Origin of the sequence: Oceanicola granulosus HTCC2516 (assembly GCF_000153305.1) — a bacterium.
GTDB classification, from domain to species: domain Bacteria; phylum Pseudomonadota; class Alphaproteobacteria; order Rhodobacterales; family Rhodobacteraceae; genus Oceanicola; species Oceanicola granulosus.
The window spans coordinates 2,427,886-2,449,601 of record NZ_CH724107.1 but is presented as its reverse complement, the minus strand read 5'-3'; the positions used below and the strand labels follow the sequence as shown (position 1 = coordinate 2,449,601).

20 protein-coding genes, 1 tRNA gene and 1 pseudogene are annotated in these 21,716 nt (G+C 65.3%); 4 read left to right on the top strand and 18 right to left on the bottom strand.

What is annotated here, in order from left to right:
- The first annotated feature begins 48 nt into the window (after nt 1-48).
- The 3 genes and pseudogenes from OG2516_RS11740 to OG2516_RS20750 all read left to right on the top strand — a co-directional run.
- Nucleotides 49-1,011: a DMT family transporter gene (locus tag OG2516_RS11740; RefSeq protein WP_007255894.1), complete on the top strand. Its 963-nt coding sequence runs from the start codon at nt 49-51 to the stop codon at nt 1,009-1,011.
- 45 nt (nt 1,012-1,056) lie between these two features.
- Nucleotides 1,057-1,133 (top strand) — tRNA-Pro (locus tag OG2516_RS11735).
- Nucleotides 1,134-1,178: 45 nt separating this feature from the next.
- Nucleotides 1,179-1,463: pseudogene (locus OG2516_RS20750) on the top strand (integrase core domain-containing protein); the annotation flags it as partial.
- A gap of 177 nt (nt 1,464-1,640) precedes the next feature.
- On the opposite strand, the gene OG2516_RS11725 reads toward OG2516_RS20750, so the two are convergent.
- The 4 genes from OG2516_RS11725 to OG2516_RS11710 form a co-directional block, all read right to left on the bottom strand.
- Nucleotides 1,641-2,792: a mandelate racemase/muconate lactonizing enzyme family protein gene (locus OG2516_RS11725; RefSeq protein WP_007255892.1), complete on the bottom strand. Its 1,152-nt coding sequence runs from the start codon at nt 2,790-2,792 to the stop codon at nt 1,641-1,643.
- 13 nt (nt 2,793-2,805) lie between these two features.
- Nucleotides 2,806-4,077, bottom strand: coding sequence for a TRAP transporter large permease (locus OG2516_RS11720; RefSeq protein ID WP_007255891.1), 1,272 nt, complete (start codon nt 4,075-4,077; stop codon nt 2,806-2,808).
- Complete coding sequence (locus OG2516_RS11715; RefSeq protein WP_007255890.1) at nt 4,074-4,487, bottom strand: TRAP transporter small permease; 414 nt, start codon at nt 4,485-4,487, stop codon at nt 4,074-4,076. Before OG2516_RS11715 ends, OG2516_RS11720 begins: the two co-directional genes overlap by 4 nt.
- Nucleotides 4,488-4,623: 136 nt before the next feature.
- Nucleotides 4,624-5,676, bottom strand: coding sequence for a TRAP transporter substrate-binding protein (locus OG2516_RS11710; RefSeq protein ID WP_007255889.1), 1,053 nt, complete (start codon nt 5,674-5,676; stop codon nt 4,624-4,626).
- Nucleotides 5,677-5,794: 118 nt separating this feature from the next.
- Between OG2516_RS11710 and OG2516_RS11705 the strand changes: the two genes are divergently transcribed.
- A complete protein-coding gene (locus OG2516_RS11705) occupies nt 5,795-6,478 on the top strand; it encodes a GntR family transcriptional regulator (protein WP_007255888.1) in 684 nt (227 codons plus the stop codon).
- Nucleotides 6,479-6,623: 145 nt separating this feature from the next.
- Here OG2516_RS11705 and OG2516_RS11700 read toward each other — a convergent pair whose 3' ends face one another.
- The 14 genes from OG2516_RS11700 to flgK all read right to left on the bottom strand — a co-directional run bounded on the left by OG2516_RS11700 (nt 6,624) and on the right by flgK (nt 21,700).
- Nucleotides 6,624-7,544, bottom strand: coding sequence for an ABC transporter ATP-binding protein (locus OG2516_RS11700; RefSeq protein WP_040615168.1), 921 nt, complete (start codon nt 7,542-7,544; stop codon nt 6,624-6,626).
- On the bottom strand, nt 7,541-8,497 hold the full coding sequence (locus tag OG2516_RS11695) for an ABC transporter ATP-binding protein (protein ID WP_202795410.1): 957 nt from the start codon (nt 8,495-8,497) through the stop codon (nt 7,541-7,543). Before OG2516_RS11695 ends, OG2516_RS11700 begins: the two co-directional genes overlap by 4 nt.
- A 75-nt stretch (nt 8,498-8,572) precedes the next feature.
- Nucleotides 8,573-9,439 carry an ABC transporter permease gene (locus OG2516_RS11690; RefSeq protein WP_007255885.1) on the bottom strand — a complete coding sequence of 289 codons (867 nt, stop codon included), beginning with the start codon at nt 9,437-9,439 and terminating at the stop codon, nt 8,573-8,575.
- 4 nt (nt 9,440-9,443) lie between these two features.
- Nucleotides 9,444-10,448 (bottom strand): ABC transporter permease, encoded by a 1,005-nt coding sequence (locus tag OG2516_RS11685; protein ID WP_007255884.1) that lies wholly within the window; start codon nt 10,446-10,448, stop codon nt 9,444-9,446.
- 89 nt (nt 10,449-10,537) lie between these two features.
- Complete coding sequence (locus tag OG2516_RS11680; RefSeq protein ID WP_040615166.1) at nt 10,538-12,457, bottom strand: ABC transporter substrate-binding protein; 1,920 nt, start codon at nt 12,455-12,457, stop codon at nt 10,538-10,540.
- 149 nt (nt 12,458-12,606) lie between these two features.
- On the bottom strand, nt 12,607-14,121 hold the full coding sequence (gene arfA / locus OG2516_RS11675; RefSeq protein WP_007255882.1) for an arabinosylfuranosidase ArfA: 1,515 nt from the start codon (nt 14,119-14,121) through the stop codon (nt 12,607-12,609).
- Nucleotides 14,122-14,215: 94 nt separating this feature from the next.
- A complete protein-coding gene (locus tag OG2516_RS11670) occupies nt 14,216-15,145 on the bottom strand; it encodes an ArsR/SmtB family transcription factor (RefSeq protein WP_007255881.1) in 930 nt (309 codons plus the stop codon).
- 220 nt (nt 15,146-15,365) lie between these two features.
- Complete coding sequence (locus tag OG2516_RS11665; protein ID WP_007255880.1) at nt 15,366-15,551, bottom strand: helix-turn-helix transcriptional regulator; 186 nt, start codon at nt 15,549-15,551, stop codon at nt 15,366-15,368.
- A gap of 112 nt (nt 15,552-15,663) precedes the next feature.
- Entirely contained in the window at nt 15,664-16,032 is a 369-nt protein-coding gene (locus tag OG2516_RS19970; protein WP_156799318.1) for a site-specific integrase, read from the bottom strand.
- A gap of 44 nt (nt 16,033-16,076) precedes the next feature.
- Entirely contained in the window at nt 16,077-16,658 is a 582-nt protein-coding gene (locus OG2516_RS19555) for an Arm DNA-binding domain-containing protein (RefSeq protein ID WP_083788527.1), read from the bottom strand.
- 418 nt (nt 16,659-17,076) lie between these two features.
- The gene (locus OG2516_RS20745) at nt 17,077-17,679 is read right to left on the bottom strand and encodes an enolase C-terminal domain-like protein (RefSeq protein ID WP_245544287.1); all 603 of its coding nucleotides are present in this window, start codon (nt 17,677-17,679) and stop codon (nt 17,077-17,079) included.
- A gap of 482 nt (nt 17,680-18,161) precedes the next feature.
- Nucleotides 18,162-19,259: a flagellar basal body P-ring protein FlgI gene (locus OG2516_RS11660; RefSeq protein WP_007255877.1), complete on the bottom strand. Its 1,098-nt coding sequence runs from the start codon at nt 19,257-19,259 to the stop codon at nt 18,162-18,164.
- Nucleotides 19,259-20,260, bottom strand: a complete 1,002-nt coding sequence (locus OG2516_RS19010) for a flagellin (protein WP_007255876.1) — start codon at nt 20,258-20,260, stop codon at nt 19,259-19,261. Before OG2516_RS19010 ends, OG2516_RS11660 begins: the two co-directional genes overlap by 1 nt.
- Nucleotides 20,261-20,263: 3 nt before the next feature.
- A complete protein-coding gene (flgK, locus tag OG2516_RS11650) occupies nt 20,264-21,700 on the bottom strand; it encodes a flagellar hook-associated protein FlgK (protein ID WP_007255875.1) in 1,437 nt (478 codons plus the stop codon).
- Nucleotides 21,701-21,716: the final 16 nt, after the last annotated feature.

Below are 21,716 nucleotides of genomic sequence, written 5' to 3'. Positions count from 1 at the left end.
GACCGAGGGTCGCGCGGGAAACAGCGCCTTCGCGCGACCGGTGACAAGATGAGCTCGAATCTCAAGGGCGCGCTGATCGCGCTCCTCGCCTTCGGCGTATTCGCTTCGCACGACGTGATCGTGAAGGTGCTCGGCGGCAACTACTCGCCCGTGCAGCTCGTGTTCTTCTCGGTGCTGCTGAGCTTTCCGCTGGCGACGATCACGCTGATGGGCGACCCCAAGCCCAGCACCCTGCGCCCGGTCCACCCCTACTGGGTCGGGGCGCGGACGGTGACGGCGGTCATCACCGGGCTCTGCGCCTTCTACGCCTTCTCCGTGCTGCCCCTGGCGCAGGTCTACGCAATCATCTTCGCCTCGCCGCTCATCATCACCATCCTGTCGATCCCGATCCTCGGCGAGGTGGTGCGGGTGCGGCGCTGGATGGCGGTGATCGTCGGCCTCTGCGGGGTGCTCGTCGTGCTGCGCCCGGGCTCCACCGAGCTGACGCTCGGCCATCTCGCCGCGCTCGTGGCGGCGATCAGCAACGCCACCACCTCGATCATCGTCCGCCGCATCGGCAGCGAGGAGCGGCCGGTGGTGCTGATGCTCTACCCGATGGTGGCGAACTTCCTCGTCATGGGCTCGGCGCTCTACTGGGTCTACGTGCCGATGCCTGTCGAGCATCTCGGCCTCGTCGCCGTCCTGTCGGTGCTCGGCTGGACCGGCGGACGACTGGTCGTCTCCGCCTACTCCACCGGCGAGGCCGCCATCGTCGCGCCGATGCAGTACTCCCAGATCCTCTGGGCCAGCGCCTACGGTCTGCTGTTCTTCAACGAGGTGATCGACCGCCCCACCGCCATCGGCGCCGGCATCATCATCGCCAGCGGCGTCTACATCGTCCTGCGCGAAAGCCGCGGCGGCGCCTCGGCCAACCGTCCGGTCCTGCGCACCCGCTCCCGCCACGACACCGCGACCTCGTTCCGCATCAGCACCTTCCTGCGCCTGCGCGGCCGCCACCCGGAAGACAAATGACCCCTTGCCAAGCGCCACCGTCGAGGCTATCGCACCGCCCACGGTCGGAGTGTAGCTCAGCCTGGTAGAGCACTGTCTTCGGGAGGCAGGGGTCGGAGGTTCGAATCCTCTCACTCCGACCAGTAATTCCAGACATTATGTTCGAAGCGACTTCAGCGTTGTCTCGAACCGACCCGCTGCGAAGGGCGGGTATCCGCATCTCGATGGACGGGAAGGGCCGGCTCCTGGACAACATCTTCATCGAGCGGCTGTGGCGCAGCCCGGAACACGAATGCGTCTACCCGTGCGCCTAGGAGACCGGGTCAGGAGCCCGTGCGGGCCCGCGGACCTGGTTCGACTTCTGCAACCACCGGCGGCCTCATGCGGCCCTCGGCGGACGGCCGCCGGACGTGATCTTCCGGCGCGGCACGACGATCACGCAACTCGACCAGGAGACCCGGAGAGTAGCTTAGAGACCGTGAGATCCTTTCCAAGGTTCAGGGACTACCGATGCCGGCTATCCGGCGGGCTGCGCGACAGACAAGTCCACCGCATTCGTACACGCTGAAGACCAACGGTTTGGAGCTTGATCGGGAGCGCTCCAGCTCATGCGGCAGTACCAGCCGGTGCCGCTCGTGCTGCCCCCCTTCCTACCAATTGGTGATCGACCCGTCGCGGCGGCGCAGCATCGGCGGGTCGATGAATTCGAACTCCGCGCGCTTGAGGAAGTCCTCGTCCACCTCGACGCCGAGGCCGGGCGCGTCGGGCACGATATAGGCCGCGCCATCGAGCTCGACCTTCTTCGGGCAAAGCTCGGTGCTTTCGAAGCCAAGCTGCTCGACGGGGGAGGCGCGGCATTCGAGCCATGAGAAGTTCGGCACCGCGGCGCCAAGATGGACGCTGGCGGCGGTGCAGACGGGGCCGAGCGGATTGTGGGGCATCAGGTCGACGTAGTGGGCCTCGGCAAGGCCGGCCACCTTCATCGCCTCGGTGAAGCCGCCGACATTGCAGATGTCGAGCCGCGCATATTGCAGCAGGTCCTTCTCCAGATAGGGCTGGAACGTCCACTTCGACGAGAACTCCTCGCCGAGCGCGAAGGGGATCTCCGTCATGCGGCGCAGCGCCTCGTAAGCGCCGGGCGCCTCGTCGCGAATTGGCTCCTCAAGGAAGTCGAGCGTGCCGGAGGGCAGCTTCTGGGCAAAGGACGCGGCCTCGGCGACGCTGAGCCGGTGGTGGTATTCCATGCCGAGGACGGTGCCATGCCCCACGGCTTCGCGCACGCGGATCGCCCACTCGGCGGTCTCCGCAATCGACTCACGAGGCTCGAAGATTTCGGGCTCCTCCTGCCCGGCGGCGACGAGACGGATGCAGGTCCAGCCGGCATCGCGCAGCGTGAGCGCATCTTCCAGCACCTTGTCGCCGTTCGTCGCAGGAACGGTAGCGAAGGCGGGGACGCGGGACCGGTGCTTGCCGCCGAGCAGCTGGTGCACCGGCACGCCGAGCGCCTTGCCGCGGATATCGTGGAAGGCGATGTCGAGCGCGGCGATCGCCGCCGTCAGCACGCGCCCGCCCTCGAAATACTGGCTTCGATACATTTCCTGCCAGAGCGCGCCGGACTGCATCGGGTCGCGCCCGACGAGGAAGTTCGCGTAATGCCGGATCGCCCCCGCGACGGCGAGTTCGCGGTAGGACAGGCCGGATTCGCCCCAGCCGTATATGCCCTCGTCGGTCTCGACCTTGACGAGGAGCTGGTTCCGCACGCCGATGCGGACGGGGTAGGGGTGGATGGCGGTGATCTTCATGCAGGGGGTCCGGTCAGTTCAGGAGGTTGGGGAGCCAGGTCGTCAGCGCCGGGAACAGCACCAGCAGGACGATGACGGCCAGTTCGGCGAGGACGAAGGGGGCGATGGCGGCGATCAGGGCGCCCATGCGCACCTGGCCGATCTTCATCAGGATGAAGAGGACGACACCGAAGGGCGGGGTGATCAGGCCGAGCGCCAGGGTGAGCATCACCACCAGCGCCGCCTGGATCGGGTCGATCCCGAGCGCGATCACGGTGGGCATCACCAGCGGCACGAAGATGATAAGCGCCGCGCCGATGTCGATGAACATGCCGAGCACCAGCATCAGAAGCATGATCCCGAACAGGAACAGCGTCGGGCTGCCCTCGAAGTAGGGCGCGAAGGAGGAGACCAGCGCGCCGATCCCCAGCAGGTTGAGCGCGTAGCTCAGCACGGCGGCGGAGGCGACGAGCAGGTAGATCGCCGCGGTCATCCGCGCCGAGACCACCAGCGCGTCCCAGAGATCGGCGAGACGCATTGTGCGCAGGATGAAGAGCCCAAGGATCGCGGCAACGAAGACCGCGATACCGCCGCCCTCCGTCGCGGTAAAGGCGCCGGTGACCATGCCCCAGACGATCACGACCGGAAGCGACGCCACGAGCAGGCCTTCAATCAGCAGCGGGACAATCTGGCCGCGCTCCACAGTAATTCGCGAATTCGGAAGGCCACCGCCAAGCGACTTCAGGAAGATGACCAGAACGCAGGCCCCGCCGAGCATCAGCCCCGGGATGATCCCGGCAACGAAGAGATCGACGATCGAAAGCCCTGTCACCGCAGCCATGATGATGGCGAGGCCGGAGGGGGGAATGATCGGTCCGATGATCGAGGAAGCAGCCGTGACCGCGGCCGAATAGGGGCGGCTGTAGCCCTCCTTCGGCATGACCTGCATAAAGAACCGACCGAGGGCGCTGGCATCGGCGATGGCCGCACCCGAGATGCCGGCGAAGAGGATCGAAGTGCCGACATTGGTGTAGGCGGTCCCGCCGCTCAAGCGGCCGGTCAGGAGCGCCGTCAGGCGGATCAGACGGTCGGTGATGCCGGAACGGTTCATGATCTCGGCCGCGAGGATGTAGAATGGCATCGCCAGGAATACGAAGGAGTCTACGCCGCCGAAGAAGCGGGTGATGACGACGGGCAGCGGGATGCCGAAAATCAGCAGGCCCAGCGTCCCACCGAGCCCGAGCGCGAAAGCAATCGGCACCCCGATGAAGACCAGGGCGAAGCAGGCGAGAGCGACCCAGATCAAAGCGGTTCCTCCTCATACGCCGTCGACGCGAAGCCCGCGAAGAAGCACAGGACGATCTGCAGTATCATCAGAAGCCCGCCGACCGGCAGCGCCATGTAGGGATAGATCATGGAGATACCCGATGCCGCGGCACTCTGGCGAAGATTGGCCAGTGCGGCCGGCCAGCCATACCAGACCAGCAGTCCAATGAAGACGGCGCCGATGCCGTAGAGCAAGGACCGGAGCAGATGGGCAAATCGGCGGGGCACCGCATCGACGACGGCATCCACAGCCATGTGCTCACCGTGGTAGATTGCGGCGGTGCCGCCCAGCATCATCACCCAGACCATGCCGTAGCGCATCACCTCCTCGGCCCATCTCAGCGACGAGCCGAACACGTAGCGCCCACCCACCTGCCAGAAGTTCAGCACGCAGATGACGGCGAAGAGAGCGGCGGCGGCCGTTCCGCAGACGAAGACCAGCCCGGCGCGCGGCGATTGCGACGGTCATTCTCTTATTCCTCGAGAGGACCGGGCGGATCAGGAAGGAATCCGCCCGGTCCAGTCCTCATTCCGCCGCGGTCTCGGCGCCGTAGAGTTCGGCCTCGGCCTCGGCCTCCGCCACGGCGTTCTCCATCCGGGTCAGGATGTCCTCGCCGACCTGCTCGACGATGAAGTTGCGAACCGGCTCATAGACGGCGTCGCGGAAGGCGGCCTTTTCCTCGGCGGTGGAGATGTGGACCTCCACCCCGCGCTCCTCGGCGATGACACGGATCGCCTCCCAGTCTCCCGCCGTCTTCTCGACGTTCTCGACGTGGGCGAACAGCTGGGCGGCATCGGTTATCACCTTCTGGTGGTCGGGCGACAGCGAGGTGAACCAGTCGTCGTTGGCGACCAGGATGTGGAGCCCGAAGACGTGCTCGTTCAGCGTCATGTAGTCGGCCACGTCCGCGGCGCCGCCCGACAGGTGCACCGGCGGCGGGCTCTCGAGTCCGTCGACCACCCCCTGCTGGAGCGCCATGACGGCTTCGGAGCCGGCAATTGGCGTGGCGCTCGCGCCGAGCGCTTCGACCATCGTCATGTAGACCGGACTCTCCATGGTCCGAATCCGCATGCCCTGTAGGTCGTCGGGGCTGACGATCAGCCGCTCATTGTTCATGAAGCTGCGGAAGCCGTTCTGCGAGAAGGCGAGCGCCCGCATGCCGGTCTGCTCCTGGATATCGTCGAGCATCCACTGCCCGAACTCGCCGTCCATCACCTTCCAGGCGACCGGGGCCGAGGGGAACAGGTAGGGCATCGACCAGGCCTGGATCGGCGCGTAGAAGCCGGCAAAGGCGCCGTCGGACGGCAAGGTAAGCTGCAGTGTCCCCTGCTGGACCATCTCAGTGGTCTCGCGCACCGAGCCCATCTGGTTGCCCGGGAACAGGCGCACCGTCAGCTCGCCGTTGGTCTTGTTCTCAACGTATTCCTTAAAGGCGGTGGCGGCATTGAACTCGGGATTGTCGCCTTCGAACATCTCGAACGCGAAGCGGATCTCCTGCTGGGCCAGAGCCGCGGTCCCTCCGGCGATCAGGGCGAGGGACGAGGCCGCGGCGAGCGCGGCGAGCTTCGTAATACGCATGGTTTTCTCCTCCGGTTGATGATTAATCTACAATCACATACCGATTACACACAATCAATGGAAGTCTGGCCATAGCGACCGGAATTCGGGCATGAACCCTCTCACGCAGGAGGCTGGCATGGATCAAGACAGTACGATCAGGACGCCGTCGGAGGCCCCCAAGCCGCCGCACGAACGGCCGCTCACGGTCGCGACGCGCCTGCGGGCCGACATCGTTGCAGGCCTTCTCCCACAGGGCGCGCGACTGAAGACCCAAGAGCTGGCGGCGCGATACGGCACGAGCATCAATCCGATCCGCGAGGCGCTGCATCAGCTGGCCGGCGAGGGCTTCGTCCAGATCGAGCGCAACCGCGGCGCGCGGGTCCGCGTGCTCGACGAGACCCTCGTGCGCAACATGTTCGACGTCCGCGCCCTGATCGAGCCGTACCTGATCCGCCTGTTCGTCTCGCACGCGACCGAACGGGAGCTCAGTCGGCTGGCAGAGCTGCAGGACCGGATCGAGACGATCGTCGGCGAGGATCAGGAGCGCCTTCGGGCGCTCGACGCCCACTTCCACGACATCACCTACGCCGGGCACCACAACACCGAAGCGCTGGCGATCTTCCAGCGCCAGAGCCGCGTCGTCCAGGCGCTCGGCATCCGCTTCCCGGCAAGCCCTGCTCGGCGCCAAGCGCAGAATCATGAGCACCGAGCGCTGATCGACGCAGCCGCAAGGGGCCTGGAGGACGAAGCGGCCGAGATCGTGCGTCAGCACTGCCGAGGCGCGGAGCGGCACCTGCTGGAGCAGCTGCGCAGGAACTGAAACCGGGCGAGGCACCACCCGCAGCTCACTCGCCGACCTGCCGAGCCGCGACGCGCATCAGCTTCACCTCGGGCAAGCACTCAATACAGTCGCGCCACGTCCCGGCCCTGCGCACTCTTCTCTGCACGGGAGGAGTGGCGTCCACTCAGCCCGCCATGCGCACCAGCCTGCCCTCACCCTGCTCGACGAGGCGGCTGGCGTCGGCGTGCTCGAGGGCTGTGCGGCTGGCCTCCATCAGATCGCGGGCCGGCTCGAGGTTGCCTTGCCCGGCGTCGGTCACCGACAGGACGGAGGCCTTGAGCAGGCGCGAGTAGGGGTGCTGCGGGTCGTCCAGCACCTGACGCGCCGCGCCCATTTCGACAACGCGGCCCTTCTGCATGATCATGATCCGGTCGGAAATGTAGTAAGCCGTTGCGAGGTCGTGCGTGATGTAGATCACCGAGACGCCCAGGTCGTCGCGCAGGGTGCGCAGCAGGTTGACGATGGCCATGCGCAGGGAGGCGTCGACCATGGACACTGGCTCGTCGGCGATGAGCACCTTGGGCTTGCACACCAGCGCGCGGGCGATGGCGGCGCGCTGGAGCTGGCCGCCCGAGAGCTCGTGGGGATAGCGACCGCGCACCTCCGCGAGACTGAGTCCGACGCTGGCCAGCGCCTCGTCCATAGCGGCATCGAGGTCGGCGCGCGCGGTGATGCCCCGGAAGACCTTGGCGGTGGACTCGATGTAGCGGTCGACGCGCTTGAGCGGGTTGAAAGCTTCGAAGGGGTTCTGGAACACCGGCTGAACGTCGGTCATGAAAGCCCTGCGCGCCGCGCCGAAGCTCAGCCCGCTGATCGGGTTGCCCTTGTAGCGGATCTCGCCCTCGGTCGGCGTCTCAAGGCCTAGGATCATCCGCGCCAGCGTCGTCTTCCCGGAGCCGGACTCGCCGACGATGGTGAAGATTTCGGGCGTCCCCTGCTCCAGCCTAAAGTTCGCGTCGCGCACGGCCGCGGTCTGGGTTCGCGACAGCAGTCCGCCCATCGCGAAGTACTTGCTAACCCCGTCGACGTGTAGCAGCGCGCTCATGCCCCCGCCCCCGCGACAGTGGCCTCGGGCCGCACCAGCGGCTCCACCTCTTGGGCGCGCCAGCAGGCGGAGCGATGGCGGGTGCCCACCGTTTCGAGCGGCGGCACCTCGCGCTTGCACCTGTCGATGGCGAGCGGGCAGCGCGGATGGAAGCGGCAGCCCTGCGGCGGGTCGGCGAGGCTGGGCGGGCGGCCCTCAAGCGATGGCCGCGGTCGGGTGTCGCCGATTACCGGCAAACTTGCGACCAGATGGGCGGTGTATGGATGCTTGGGTTCGGTGAATAGCGTTCGTGTCGGCCCCTCCTCGACGAGCCGGCCCGCATAGATGATGCCGATGCGGTCGGCGATGTTGGCGTGCACCGACATGTCGTGCGTGACGAAGACGATGGAGGCGCCCATCTCCTTCTGCACGTTGCGCAGCAGCGACAACACGTCCTTCTGCACCACCACGTCGAGCGCGGTCGTCGGCTCGTCGGCGATCATGAATTCGGGGCGGCAGACGGTGGCGAGGCCGATCGTCACCCTCTGGCGCATACCGCCCGAGAGCTCGTGGGGATAGGCGCGCAGGACGGACTTGGGCAGCTTGAGGTGGTCGAGATGCTCTTCGATGCGCTCGCGGAAGGCCCGACAGTCGAGTCCGAGCGGGCTGCGGGCGAAGTCGCCGAAGGTCTTCTCGATCCGCCGCACGGGGTTCAGCACCGACATCGAGCCCTGCATGATGTAGCTCAGGTGGCGCCAGCGGATCGCCTTGATCTCGGCCTCGCTCGCCTTGGTGGAATCGATCCGCTGCCCCGCGAAATTGTACTCGACCGAGCCGCCGACGACACGCAACGGCGGGCGGATGGCGGCGGCCAGCACCTTGATGAAGCTGGTCTTGCCGCTCGAGCTCTCGCCGGCGATGCCGTAGATCTCGTCGCGCTCCACCTGCATCGTGATGTCGTCCACAGCGCGCACGTCGACGGTTCTTGCCGTACCGGCCGACCTGGTAATAGGCCTTGAGGTTGTCGACCTTGAGGACGGGATCGTCGCTCATCCGTTGCCTCCTCCCATGCGGCGCAGCCGCGAGCGCGGATCGATGTGCTCGTTCATCGAGACGGCCAGCAGGAACAGCCCGATGAAGGTGAGAATGATCAGGATCACCGGGATGATGACCCACCACCACGTCCCCACGACCATCGCGGAGTGGTTGTTGGCCCAGTAGAGCGTGGTGCCGATGGTGGGCACGTTGAGGTTGGTGAAGCCCAGCACGCCCAGCGTCACCTCGAAGCCGATCGACCAGATCATGTTGGCCATCGCCGTCGAGAAGATGATCGGCATCACGTAGGGCAGATGCTCCTCGAACATGATCTTGGCCGGACTCATGCCCGCGAAGATCGCCTGCCGCGTGAACTCCCGGTGCCGCAGGCCAAGCCCGACGGAGCGAATCAGCCGCGCGTCGAAGGGCCAACCGAGGCAGGCCATGATCAGCGCGAGCGTGTAGGTGTCGAGATCGTTGCGCAGCACGAAGTAGAACAGGATCAGGATCGGGAAGATCGGCAGCGCGACGAAGATGTCGTTGACGAACATCAGGCCGCGGTCGACCCAGCCGCTTAGGTAGCCCGCCGTCATGCCCACCACGATCGAGATGATGCGGCTCAGCACCGCGACGATGAGCCCGAAGACCAGCGTATTGCGGAAGGCGAAGGTCAGGTTCCAAAACAGGTCTTGCCCGCGGCTGTTGGTGCCGAACCAGTGCTCGAGGCTCGGCGGCTGGTCGGGGATGACCGTGTAGATCTGCTCGGGCACGTAGGGTGAGAAGAAGCTCAGGCACGAGAAGATGACGATCAGGCTGACCAGCACCACGCCAATGCGGAACTCGATGTTGTAGCGGAAGAGATCGCGGAATGTCGTCAGCACGGGTTCAGCCCACCTTCACGCGGGGATCGAGCAACGGATGCAGCAGGTCGATGATGAAGATGGCGGAGGCGACCGCGATGACTGAGACGCAGGACACCGCCAGCACTAGTCCAGTGTCGCCGCCGTTCACGGCGCGGATCAGCAGCGTGCCAAGACCGGGGTAGGAGAAGACCTGCTCTGTGATGATCGTGCCCGAGAAGATCCCGCCGAGCGCCATGGCCAAGGCCGTCAGCTGCGGGATCAGGGCGTTGCGCGTCACGTAGCCCATCACGATGGTGCCGCGATTGACACCTCCGAGTTCGGCATAGGTGACGTAGTCCTCGGTGACGATGTTGGACACCAGCGCCCGCATCCCGAGGAACCAGGTCCCGATCCCTGCCAGCACCAGTGACAGTGCCGGCAGGATCGCGTGGTGCAGGACCGAGAAGATGAAGTCGAAGCTCCAGGCAGGCCGCACCGCCATCGCGAAGCCGCCCGAGATCGGCAGCACCGGCCACAGGTAGCCGAAGATGATGACCAGCAGGAAGGCGATGATGTAGTACGGGATCGGCTGGATGCCGATGGCGACGATGCCGAAAGCCTTCAGCGGGCGATTGTTCTGGTAGTAGCCGGCGAGGCCGCCGAGGATGTTACCCAGCAGCCAGGCCATGATGATGGCGACGGTCAGCAGGCCGACGGTCCAGGGCAGCGCGCGCATCACCAGCTCCATCGCCGGGGTCGGAAACGCGATCAGTGACGGGCCGAGGTCGCCGCGCACGAAGCGGCTCCAGAAGTTCAGGTACTGCTGGGTCAGCGGCTGGTCGTAGCCGAAGAGCTCCGTAAGCGTCTGGCGCAGGCTTTCGACGGCTGTCGGGGAGAAGGAAGACTGACCCGCGACGCGCCCGATGATCGTCTCGATCGGCGAGATCGGTGAGAAATGCGCCACGACAAAGGCGGCGGAGACACCTGCGAACACGACGACGGCCAGTTGCAGAAGGCGCTTCAGGGCGAAGATCAGGTAGGCTCTCATGGCTGTCTCGGTTCTTTCTGCTCGAACTCTGAGGCGGCTTGGGAGCGCCCGGCCGTGCCGGACGCTCCCGGTTCGTCAGTGCGGCTGGATCACTCGGAGGAACCGGCCGGGCGAAGCTGGGTGAGGATGAACTTCGAGTTCGCCCAGTTGTTGACGATGTTGGCGTAGGGGTTCTCTTCCGCGGTCGGGAAGCCTTCCCAGACTGCCGTGTCGTAGACCGAGAACACGTTGTACGACATGATCGGGATCACCGGCATCTCGTCCACCATGAGGCGCACGAACTCCTTGCCGAGCTCGAGGTTGCGCGGATCGGTGAACTCGGTGACGCGCACCTCCTCGATGATCCGGTCGAGCTCGGGATGGGTCCAGCGCTGCCAGTTGCGGGCCGGCTGACGCTCGCCCGGCTCCACTACGAAGTCGGAGTGCCAGCTGTCGAGGAAGAACGACAGGTCGGGATCGCCGCCCCAGGTCTCGATCGACCAGGCCGTCGCAACATCGAAGTCGCCCAAGGGCAGTGTGGTGCCGAAGATCTGCGGGTCGGCCAGCGGCGTCGCCTCGATCCCCTGCTGCGTCCACTGCTGGGCGATCATGGTGCCCATGCGGTTGATGACGCCGTCGGTGAAGGTGTTGATCGTGAACTCGAACGGCTCGCCGTCGGGAGTCATCCAGGTGTTGCCCTGCTTGCTGAACCCGGCGGCTTCGAGCAGCGCGGTCGCGGCCTCGACGTCCTGCTTCCACCAGCCGTAGCCGAAGGCGCGGCGGATGGCGGCCTCGTCGGTCGGGACCTCGTCACCGAATTGCGGGCGCACCATGTCGGCGACCTGCAGGCCGATGTTGGGATCGTACGGCCGCACCGTCTCGCCGTTGCCGAGATCGAGCTCGTAGCCTTCGAGCCACTCCTGCATCGGCATGTGGTAGTCGTCCGGATGGGTTCCGGTCGGCGGGATGGCAATGGCAGACAGGGTCGCCGCGCCGCGGTAGGAGGCCATCGAGATCGCCCGCGCGTCGAGCATCAGCGCCAGCGCCCAGCGAACCCGCTTGTCGGCGAACAGCTCGTTCTGGGTGTTGAAGATAACCATCGGCAGGGTCGGATCCGGGTGGGCGTAGGGGAAGCCCGGGAACCAGCCGCGCGCGGTCTCGCGATCCTCGATGATCGAGAAGGTGGCCTCGGGCGACAGGTCGTGGATCATGTCGAGGTTGCCGTTGGACATCTCGATGAGACGATTGTCCGACGACGGGATCGAGCGGTAGATCACGTACTCCGGCCCCGGCTCGCCCCACTGGGCCATCGCGGTGCGGTCCCAGTCCTCGCGCTTCTGCCAGGCATACCAGTAGCCGTTCGGGTCGAACGAGTGCAGCGTGTACGGGCCGAGGCTGACCGGCGGATTGTTCTGGAAGGCCATGATGTCGTCGACCTCGGAGAACACGTGCTCCGGCATGATCCAGGCGCCGTTCCAGCGCACCGAGAAGATCGAGTGGAAGCGCGAATTCGGCTGCGCGAGCGTGAACTTCACTGTGTAGTCGTCCACCGCCTCGACGGACTCGACCGCTTCGGAGAACGCGGCGCTCCAGGTCATGCCCGGCGTCGCCATCTGGGTCTCGACCGTGAACACCACATCCTCGGCGGTGAATTCCTCGCCGTCGGACCAGTAGACGCCCTCGCGGAGGTCCACGGTCATCTCCGTGAAGTCCTCGTTGTACTGCCAGGTGTCAGAGGCGAGCTGGTTGTAAAGCGCTCCGTCCAGACCGGCGTCGGGATCGATGAACCACAGCGTGTCCATCGTGAGCTGGTGCAGGCCGTTGGACCATGCCGCGCCGTTGCCGGCGACCCAGATGTTGAAGTTTGGCGGATTGGTCGCCGGTTGTTCGGGGTTGTGGATGATCAGCGTCTGCTCCCGCGGGAACTCGGTAATCGGCGGCGCCACGGCGTCGTCCTGTGCGGACGCGGTCGTGGCGAGCGCGGACACGGCGACAGACGCCGCTGCCGCAAGCGCGGTCATGGTTCTCATGTTTTCCTCCCAAAGAAAGCGCGCCTCCACACGCGCCAACTGCAGAACAAGGTACCGGAAGCTCGGATTCTGTCAACTAATTACTCGATATGAACCACAAAACTCGATACAAAAAGGCAAGCCGTTGACGGGCCTGCCTTCTCACCTAGTCAGGACACCGCGACGCGGATCATGTGGTAAGACAGAGACGGCAAGTTCGCGCTGAGCCGCTCGCCGTCGAGGTTCGCGCCCTCCACGTCCTGCGGAGCGACCTCGTCAGGCTTGTCGGCCGTGTTGACCGCCTCCAGCGAATCATGGCGGATCATCTTGTGCTCCACGATCCGCGCGCTGCCGAAGCCGGCGACCGTGAGATCCAGCTCCATCGCCTCCGTCTGGTTGCGGTTGACCGCGAAGAAGGTGACGAAGCCTCCCTCCTCGTCATGCACGCCCGCGACATCGACGTAGGGGACGTTGTCGCCGTGCACGCAATCGTAGCCGGGGCAGTCGGTTAGCAGGTGGAGCGCGTTGCCGCGCCCGTACTTCGAGGCGAAGAAGAACGGGAAGAACGTCGTCTGCCGCCAGGCGCTTCCGCCGGTTTCCGTCATGATTGGCGCGATCACATTCACCAGCTGCGCGATCGCCGCGAGCTTCACCACGTCGGAACGGCGGATGAAGGTGTTCAGAATGCAGCCGACCTGCAGGACATCCTCGAAGTTGTAGATGTCCTCGAGCAGCGGCGGCGCCTCGGGCCACCCGTCCCTGCCCTCCAGAATCTTTCGATCCTGCTCGTTGGAATGATACCAGACGTTCCACTCATCGAAGCAGATCGTGATGTCCTTCTTCGAGCGTTTCTTGGCCTTCACGTAACTGATGACGCCGGCCACGGTGCCGATATAGGCGTCGAGCTTCTCGTTCAGCGCAAGGTAGTCGCCCGTGTTCTTCTCGGGATTGCGGAAATACATGTGCAGCGAGATATGGTCGACCACGTCGTAGGTGTGCTCGAGCACCGTCGCCTCCCACTGAGGGAAGGTCGGCATGTTCGCGTGCGACGAGCCGCAGACGATGAGCTCGAGGCTCGGATCGAAAGCGCGGAGCGCCTTTGCCGTTTCCTCGGCAAGGCGGCCATACTCGTCGGCCGTCTTGTGACCGATCTGCCAGGGGCCGTCCATTTCGTTGCCGAGGCACCAGAGCTTGACGTCCCACGGCTCGGCCCGGCCGTTCTTGCGGCGCATATCCGACCACTTGCTGCCACCAGGATGGTTGACGTACTCGACGAAGTTTCGCGCTTCCTCCAGCCCCCGCGAACCCAGATTGAGCGCCAGCATCATTTCGGTGCCGACCGTGTCGCACCACGCGGCGAATTCGTGCACGCCCACCTGGTTGCTCTCGGTCGTGTGCCAGGCGAGGTCGAGCTGCGCCGGCCGCTGGTCCTTGGGGCCGATGCCGTCTTCCCAGTTGTAGGCGGAGACGAAGTTGCCGCCCGGATAGCGGACGAAGGGCACGTTCAGCTCGCGGACCATCTCCGCGACGTCGCCGCGCATGCCGTCTGCATCGGCCGTCGGGTGGTCGGGCTCGTAGATGCCGCCGTAGACGGCACGCCCCAGGTGTTCGAGAAATGCGCCGTAGACCCGATGGTCGATCCTCGAGATCGTGTAGCCCTTGTACGCCGTAACAGCCGCCTTCATGCCGCCCCCCTTTATCCGCCGTTTCGGTATGAACCGATGAATTGGATACAAAACGGGTTGTCGGGTTCCGTCAAGGGCGCAGCGCGGCGCTTCGTCAACTTTCGGTAAGCAACCGCATGACGATGTCCTGGTCGTAGTTGCCGAAGCCCTTGCCGAATATGTTGATTCCGCCGGGATGGCGCGCTTTGTCCTGCACGCCGACGCGCAGGCGGATGGAGTGGTGGCTGCCGACGTCGAGGTCGGCCAGCGTGGTGTCGGAGATCCGCACGCCGTCCACGAAGGTGCCGTTCTTGCCGACATGGAAGTTCTTGAGCTTGCCGTATTGCGAGCCCTTCAACTTCCACCAGTCGGGCGTGTAGACGCCGCGCTTGTCGCCGAAGTCTCCGGGCGAGGTCCACGTGCCGACCTCCAGTCCATTAACCGTGAGGGTGATGTCCGACGGCCAATCCTCGCGCGTTCCCGGCACCTCCGAACTCAACTCCAGCACGAACTCGATCGCCTCGATATCGCGGTTGCGAAGGCGGGCGTTGTTCGGGAACTGATACTCCACGTATCCCCGGGTGAACCACAAGAGCCCCGCCCGCATACGGTCGGGGTCGTGAAAACTGTCAGGCACGTCCAGCAGCCCGACGATCCCCTCGGTGGTGCAGAGCCCGCAGGGCGCGGTCAGCTCGAACCCGGTGTAGAGCCCGATGGGCATCGCGACCTCGATGGCATTGTCCGCCTTCTTCGGCTCGCCGGGATTGAAGGTGACGACGATCTCGTCGAAGTTCAGGTGACAGATCTTCTGACTGCCCTTGCGCGCCTTGCGCATCTCCGACCGGATCAGCCCCCCGCTCTCGAGCAGCGCGACATTTGACGACACGCTCGATTGCGGCAGCTCCAGCCGCGCAGCGATGTCGTTGAGGTTCATCGGGCCGTCGGTGTGCAGAAGCTTGAGGATCCGCGCCCGCGCGACGGAGGCGAGTCCCTTGAGGACCTCATGGTCCTTCTCGGGATCAATGAGGATGAAGTTCTTGGCCAACCTACCTTCTTCCCTCTTACGCTTCGGCTGGACATCTGTATCAGGTTTTCTGATCCCTTCAAGCGCGCGACGGCTCGACCGATTGCGAGCGTCCGCTAAGAGCCTTACCCACTTGATTGCCTAAGCCTTCAGGTTGTTTGCGGCACCTTATCGCATCGTTCGCGAACGGGTGGCCGAACTGTGCACGTCCGACCACCCTGCTCCTGCGAGAGGAGGTCGCTCAGGTCCGCTCGCGGCGCTCCATGCGTTCTTTGAGCCAATCCAGAACCTCGTCCTCGACCCATCCCACCCAGTTCGGGCCGAGATTGACCCGCTTAGGGAATTGCCCGGCCTTCTCAAGGCGTGCGATGTGCTGAGGCGAGTATAGAACCAACTCCTTCAGCTGGCGCTTTGAAAGTATCCGCATCACGATGTCTCCTTTTGGGAGGAGCATCGCGATGCCCCAGGGTTGCGAGTCCTAGGCCCACCCACGGTAACATCGGAGCAGCAACAAGCAATCGTCACAACACGGCGTGTGGTCAGTCAGCGACGATGCTTTCGACGTGGGCCTCGTACAACTCCAGCGCTTCACGCATCTCAGCTAGGTATGAGTAGCGGTTATAGATCGCGGCAACCCCGGTCAGTTGGCTGCGATGGTCGATGACCTGCTCGGTAATGTGAAGCGGCACACCGAGTCGGGCCATCGTGCTCGAGAAGTAGCGGCGGCAGTCGTGCAGTACCCAGTTTGATACACCACTCTGTCCATCGAGGCGCGACTTCGACTTGCTCCAGCTGTTGAACGCGAACCGACTGTTAGGGAGGTAGCGACGGAATTTAGTTGCTGGGATCGTGTGGCTACGCTTACTCTTCATCACGGCAGCCGGAAAGGTGAGCTCGTCGCCCGTCAACTAATCAGGATCGTACTGCCAGATCTGATTACGGCGCTGGCCGGTCAAGAGAAGCAGTTTAACGGTGTCTGAAAAAGGTCGCTGATCAACCCGCCAGATCGCCGCCACTTCTTCGTCGGTGAGGAGGCGATGCGGACAGCGAAATGAACCTTCCGACGAACAAAGGGGTTTCGATCGTGCAGATCGTGATCGATGCACCAATTGTACAGGGCCTTCAGGGCCTTCAGCTGGTTGGGATCGTGTCGACTTGTGCTGACCCGATCCAATCTCTCGTTATCGATACCCCTCAGGGCATAGTAGTATCGCTCTATGGTGCTTGGCCGCAGACGGCTGCGACAGTCTCTTAGGAACGCATCACGCGCATCATGGAAGAACGGCGACCGTGGCGTATCCGCCACCGGATTGGCGAGCAGCTTCCTGGCCGCCTGACGGGCCTCCTTAAGAGATAGTTCCGGCCACTTCCCGAGCGTCTTGAGCCGACGGCCTGCACCGTACATGACGAAGAAGGCCTTCGAGCGCGTCGTGCATCGAACACCGAACCCCGGCAGTGAGGGATCAAGGTGCTTTGTGCTGCCCTTCGCGGGATGGGCAAGCTTCCGGATGGTGAGTTCTGTGAGCGCACCCACGAGCGTTGTCTCGCAATTGTCTCGAAAACGACGCGCTCAAAGAGGGATCGGGACGGCGTGCTATGTTCACCTAAGAACTCTCAACTAGCTGAAAAACCAAAACTTTGCAACACCATGTTCAGGTATGCAAAATGGGAGCACTGTCTTCGGAGGCAGGGGTCGGAGGTTCGAATCCTCTCACTCCGACCAGTATTTCCAGATATTATGTTCGAAGCGACTTCAGCGTTGTCTCGAACCGACCCGCTGCGAAGGGCAGGTATCCGCATCTCGGGGACTACCGATCCCGGATATCCGGCGGGCTGCGCGACCGACAAGTCCACCGCATTTGTACACGCTGAAGACCAACGGTTTCGAGCTTGATCGGGAGCGCTCCAGCTCATGCGGCAGTACCAGCCGGTGACGCCTGTACTGCTCCCCTTTAATCGGTGATTGATCCGTCGCGGCGCAACATCGGTGGGTCGATGAAAACGAACTCCGCGAGCTTGAGGAAGTCCTCGTCCACCTCGACGCCGAGGCCGGGCGCGTCGGGCACGACATAGGCCGCGCTCGTCGAGCTCGACCTTCTTCGGGCAAAGCTCGGTGCGAAACCGAGTTGCTCGACGGGAGAAGCGCGGCACTCGAGCCAAGAAAAATTCGGCACCGCGGCGCCGAGATGGACGCTGGCGGCGGTACAGACCGGGCCGAGCAGGTTGTGGGGCATCAGGTCGACATAGTGGGTAACTTCAAGCGTGAGGGGGCACGGCCGACGAACCTCTGGCTGCCCGCCCCGTTGTTCAGTACCTGAACTCCCGGCGTGGCATAGACCCTCCGTCGAGCAACCGTCTGCCGTCGACGCGGGCGATGAGCGGGCCGAGGGCGAGGATGTTTGAGTAACGATCGTGTCCGCGCCGAGCCGCTCGAGGTGGCGCACCTGACCTGTCCATAACCCCTCGTCCTCGCGCAGAGAGATATGCTCCGGACGGATGCCGTTGACCTGACAGCCCATCTTCCGGGCCACCTCTCCTTCGTTGAGGTTCATCATCGGGACGCCGATGAAGCCGGCGACAAGGTCATCTTAACCTCGAGGCCGAGCGACGATTGGCCAGTCTCCTCTCTGCCGCTGATCGGCCTCAGCAGCATTGAAATAAAAGGCCAGAGACATCGGCCGCCTCGCCGCCCGCACGCTATTGTCCCGTATAGCGAGGCGGGACTTGGCTCGGAGTCATCTGGTCGCCCCCGGTCTGATCGAGCGAGGCGGCAGCTGACACCCGCGACGAGAAGCGCTTTCATTGTCCCTGCGCCGTCCCGCCGGAGGAGGCGCAGTCGACGATCCGCGGCGCGGGTTTATAGCTTGGGCTGCCAGAAGCGGTTCCGTCGCGTCTCGCCGCACCGGACTTGGCGCGGAGACCTTGGGAGCGGATCAACCTCTATTCGCTAGCGTCTCAGCCTCACGTCGATTCCACATTGATCCTGATAAACTGGATACTTCATCTGAAGTTCGCGCATTCGACGGGATCGCTCGTGCTACATCACGATGAATTCCGCATGTAGCGCTCCTGCGGCCTTGATGCTCTTCAGTATGTCGATCATGTCCCGCGGCGAGACCCCGAGGGCGTTGAGCCCCGCCACCACTTCCGACAGCGACGTGCCCCCCTGGACCTCGGCCAACCCGATGCCCGGCTCTTCCGCGATCTCCGCTTCCGAGCGAGGGACGACGACGGTTTCGCCGGGCGCAAACGGGTTCGGTTGGACGACCAGCGGCGCCTCCTCGATGCGCAGTGTCAGGTTGCCCTGGCTGACGGCCACCCGGCTGATCCGGACATCCTCGCCCATGACGATCGTCCCCGAGCGTTGATCGACCACGACCCGTGCGCGCCGTTCCGGCTCTACGAGGATGTTTTCGATGCGCCCGATCGCGTGCGCCGGGGACGCCGCGCCCGTCCCGGCGACATTGATCTCCACCGTGCCGGAGTCGATCATCAGAGCCACGTGAGCTCCGAAAGCTCTGTTGACGGCTGCTTCGATGCGCGCGGCCGTCGTGAAATCGGGGGTGCGCAGGGCCAGCCGCATCTGGTCGAGAGCGGCGAAGTCGAAGGCCACCTCCCGCTCGACCGTCGCGCCGGAGGGGATGACGCCGGACGTCGGCACCCCTTGCACGACGGCGGCCGCGTCGCCCTCCGCGCTGGCGCCGCCCGCGATGATCGTGCCCTGCGCGACCGCGTAGATCTGGCCATCGGCCGCGTTCATCGGCGTCATGATGAGGGTGCCGCCGAGCAGGCTGCCGGCATCGCCGATGGCCGAAACGGTGACATCGATGGGGCTGCCCGCGCGGGCGAAGGGCGGCAGGCTCGCTGTCACGATGACTGCCGCGACGTTTTTCGGCCGGAACTGTTCTCCGGTGACGTTGACCCCGAGACGCTCGAGGATGTTCGTCATGATCTCTTCCGTGAAGGGCGAATTGCGCAAGCCGTCGCCGGTCCCGTTCAAGCCGACGACGAGGCCGTAGCCGACGAGGTCGTTCGAGCGCACTCCGTCGAACTCCACCAGGTCCTTCAGCCGGACAGGCATCGCCTCAGCGCCGGCGGCGGCAATGAGCAGGATCAGCGCGAGCAAGTGGCGCATCAGATGTGCTCCGACAGCGACAGGCGCGACAGGCGTGCCGTGAGCATGAAGCTCATCTCCAGTTGAATCTCGACGCTCTGCAGGGCCGTCGCCGTGGCGTACGGGTCGGCGGATGTGAGTTCGTTCTGCAGGATGGCGAGAGAGGATCGTTCGGCGGCCTGCTGCGCCGATGCCTGTTCGATCCGGTCTTCCTGCAGGCCAAGGCTCCCCTGGGCGAGGGCGAGGGGCTGTGCCGCCGAGGCCAGCAGGACACCGCTGTGGCGCAGGACGGCGTCGGCGGCTCTGGCGCCCAGACCGGGCGACGCGGCGGCGAGGGCGCCGAGCGCGGCGGCTTTCAGGAGGCCGCGCAAGGCAGGCATGTCGGCGCGGGCGGAGAGGGTGGCGCTGGTACCGTCACCCAGCGGGCGGTTGAGATAGGCTGCCGGATCTCCCAGGTAGCCTCGACTCTCGAACCCGGCCGGATCATCGAACCAGGCATCGACAGCGTCGAGCAATTGATCGGCGCCGCTCGCTCCGGCGACGGCCGCCAAGAGATCGTTCAGGAGCACGTCGGGAGCGGCGAGCGCTGCGCGGTCGGTGGCCTCGCCGGCGAAGAGACTCTTCCCGCCGACGCGGTGATTGAGGTCGCCGACGATCGATTCGAACGTCTCGCGCGCGGCGGCGGCGACGCTCTCTCGCTGGTCGCGGGTGCTGTTGGCCGGAAGCGAGAGGACCTGCTCGGTGAGGGCGGCGCGGCGGTCTTCGATCTTGCCGAGGACAAGCTGCGCCTGCGCGAAGAGGCCGCCGGTCTCGCGATTAGCGCTGACATGGCTGTCGGCGAGCGCGATGCGGTGCTCGAGGTGCGACACGCGGGTCGTCTCGCCGTGCAGCGCGAGCGCGACGTCGGCGACCTTGCCGGTACTGAGCTCGTCCGAGAGACGGTGCAGGCGATCCTTGACCTGGACGGTGCGGCGGGCGCTGAGGAAGTGCTGGCTGAGGTCGCCGGTGGTGGTGAGGGCCATGAGTCAGATCTCCAGCAGGCGGGTCAGGACGGAATTCACGGTCTGCAGCACCTTGGCGTTGGCCGCGTAGGCCTGCTCGATGAGCAGGAGCTCCTGCAGTTCGCGGTCGGTATCGACGCCGTTGGCGAGTTCGGCCGACTTCAAGACCTCCCAACGGGCGGTCTCGAAGGCGAGGTCCTGCTCGATGGCGTAGCGGCGGCTGCCGACATCGGCGAGGAGGCTCGCCATGTGGCCCGAGGCGGAGGCGGCGCTGCCGCCGAGATCAGTGCGTCTCGAATCCTGCAGGGCGTCGAGCCATCGCTCGATCTGTGTGCTGCTTCCGACGGGTGCGGAGCTGGTCTCGCCGAGGCCGTCGCGCAGGCGGGCGAGGCTGCCGCCGTTGCCGGGATCGACGGTCGGGTTCAGCGCGATGCGGGAGGCGAGGCCGGGGGTGTCGAGCGGGTCGAGCGCGGCGCCGGCGTCGGTCAACAGGCCGGGCGCGCCGGCGGCGAGGGTGGGATCGGTGGCGGGATCGGCGAAGCGGTCGGCCAGGTCTCGGGCGAAGGCGTCGAGGCCGGTGGAGACGTCGGGGAGGATCGTGTCGCGGATGTCGAAGGTGCTGCCGAGGCGGCCGCCACCGAGCTTGCCGTAGGCGGTGCTTCCGGTGACGGGGTCGCCGGCGATGGTGAGGCCGGAGAGGGCGCCGGAGGCATGGGTCATGTCGGCAGTGACGAGGTTGACGGGACTGAAGCCGATCTCGCGCGCCTTGCCGTCGAGAAGCGTCGCCCCGGAGAGGGTCATGAGGGCGATGGCGTCGTTTTCGCGGACGATCTCGCGGACGGGTACGAGGGCGGATATGCCGTCGACCGCCTTCTGGCGCTCGTCGAGCAGGGGCGAGACGTCGACGCCGCGGGCGCGCAGGGAGGTGATCTCGCCGTTGAGGGTTTCGACCCGTTCGAGCTGGCGGTTCAGGCTGGCGACCTGGGTGGCGATGCTGCGGTCGGCTTCGGTGCGCATTTCCTGCAGGCTGTCGCCGGCGTGGTTCAGCGCGCCGGTCAGGGCGGTAAGGCGATCGGCGACGTGGCCGAGGCGGATGTCGGAGGAAGGATCGGCGGCGGCCGAGACGAGGGCCTGCTCGACGGCGGTGAGGCGCGAGGAGAGGGCACCGGGCTCGCCCGGCTCGCCGAAGAGGCGTTGCAGCCGGTCGAGGATGTCGGACTGGGCGGCGTTGGCCTCCATGTCGGCCTCGGCGGAGCGGCGGTCGGCGGCGATGCCGCGGTCGGCGTGGCGGATCACGCCGTCGGCGCGCACGCCGCCCAGCATCGTGCTCGAGACGGCGAGAGAGCGGCGGCCGTAGCCTTCGGTGAGGGCGTTGGCGATGTTGCCCGAGACGATCTCCGCCCGCCGCGAGGCGACCTCGAGGCCGCTCAGGGCCGAACCGATGCTGGTTGCGATGCTCATGGCGGGCGGCTCCTAA

Coding starts and splice junctions, on each gene's coding strand:
- flgK (WP_007255875.1), bottom strand. CDS start 21,700: ATGAGCATCGCAACCAGCATCGGTTCGGCCCTGAGCGGCCTCGAGGTC.
- OG2516_RS11700 (WP_040615168.1), bottom strand. CDS start 7,544: ATGAGCGCGCTGCTACACGTCGACGGGGTTAGCAAGTACTTCGCGATG.
- OG2516_RS11705 (WP_007255888.1), top strand. CDS start 5,795: ATGGATCAAGACAGTACGATCAGGACGCCGTCGGAGGCCCCCAAGCCG.
- arfA (WP_007255882.1), bottom strand. CDS start 14,121: ATGAAGGCGGCTGTTACGGCGTACAAGGGCTACACGATCTCGAGGATC.
- OG2516_RS11740 (WP_007255894.1), top strand. CDS start 49: ATGAGCTCGAATCTCAAGGGCGCGCTGATCGCGCTCCTCGCCTTCGGC.
- OG2516_RS11725 (WP_007255892.1), bottom strand. CDS start 2,792: ATGAAGATCACCGCCATCCACCCCTACCCCGTCCGCATCGGCGTGCGG.
- OG2516_RS20745 (WP_245544287.1), bottom strand. CDS start 17,679: ATGATGAACCTCAACGAAGGAGAGGTGGCCCGGAAGATGGGCTGTCAG.
- OG2516_RS11680 (WP_040615166.1), bottom strand. CDS start 12,457: ATGAGAACCATGACCGCGCTTGCGGCAGCGGCGTCTGTCGCCGTGTCC.
- OG2516_RS11685 (WP_007255884.1), bottom strand. CDS start 10,448: ATGAGAGCCTACCTGATCTTCGCCCTGAAGCGCCTTCTGCAACTGGCC.
- OG2516_RS19010 (WP_007255876.1), bottom strand. CDS start 20,260: ATGGCCCTCACCACCACCGGCGACCTCAGCCAGCACTTCCTCAGCGCC.
- OG2516_RS11660 (WP_007255877.1), bottom strand. CDS start 19,259: ATGCGCCACTTGCTCGCGCTGATCCTGCTCATTGCCGCCGCCGGCGCT.
- OG2516_RS11665 (WP_007255880.1), bottom strand. CDS start 15,551: ATGCGGATACTTTCAAAGCGCCAGCTGAAGGAGTTGGTTCTATACTCG.
- OG2516_RS11710 (WP_007255889.1), bottom strand. CDS start 5,676: ATGCGTATTACGAAGCTCGCCGCGCTCGCCGCGGCCTCGTCCCTCGCC.